Source organism: Streptomyces hazeniae (assembly GCF_031845485.1).
Taxonomy (GTDB): domain Bacteria; phylum Actinomycetota; class Actinomycetes; order Streptomycetales; family Streptomycetaceae; genus Streptomyces; species Streptomyces hazeniae.
This window is the reverse complement of record NZ_JAVREQ010000119.1, coordinates 1-483: the sequence shown is the minus strand read 5'-3', so window position 1 is coordinate 483 and position 483 is coordinate 1. Positions and strand designations below refer to the sequence as shown.

The window sequence follows — 483 nt, the reverse complement described above, 5'->3', positions numbered from 1 at the left end:
GTAGAGCACCGCGATGCGGTCGCCGGGGACCCCGAACTCGTCATCGCCGACGAACCGACCACCGCGCTCGATGTCACCGTTCAAGCTCAGGTGCTGCGGCTGTTGCAGCGGCTGCGCGACGAGATCGGTTGCAGCATCGTCTTGATCACCCATGACCTGGGCGTAGCAGCACAGATCTCCGACCGCATCGCGGTGCTCTACGCGGGCCGCATCGCCGAAATCGGCCCTGCCGCCGAGGTACTGGACAGCCCTGCCCATCCCTACACCAAAGGACTACTCGGCAGCCGGCTCACTCTGGATACCGCACGTGACCGGAAGCTCGCGGCGCTGCCCGGCGCGGTGCCCAGCCCGGCGTCGCCGTTGCCCGGATGCGCGTTCGAGCCGCGGTGCGCAGCGGCCGTCGGCGATTGCGCGACATCGCTACCGGAGCCCGTTGTGGTTGCGCCGCAACGAGTCAGCGCCTGCATCCGGCCGATACCGGAC

The 483-nt window shown here is 68.7% G+C and carries 1 protein-coding gene; it reads left to right on the top strand.

The genetic code is table 11. From position 1 onward, the window contains the following. A partial coding sequence (locus tag RM572_RS28890; protein ID WP_394813729.1) for an oligopeptide/dipeptide ABC transporter ATP-binding protein occupies positions 1–483 on the top strand: 483 nt, incomplete at both ends.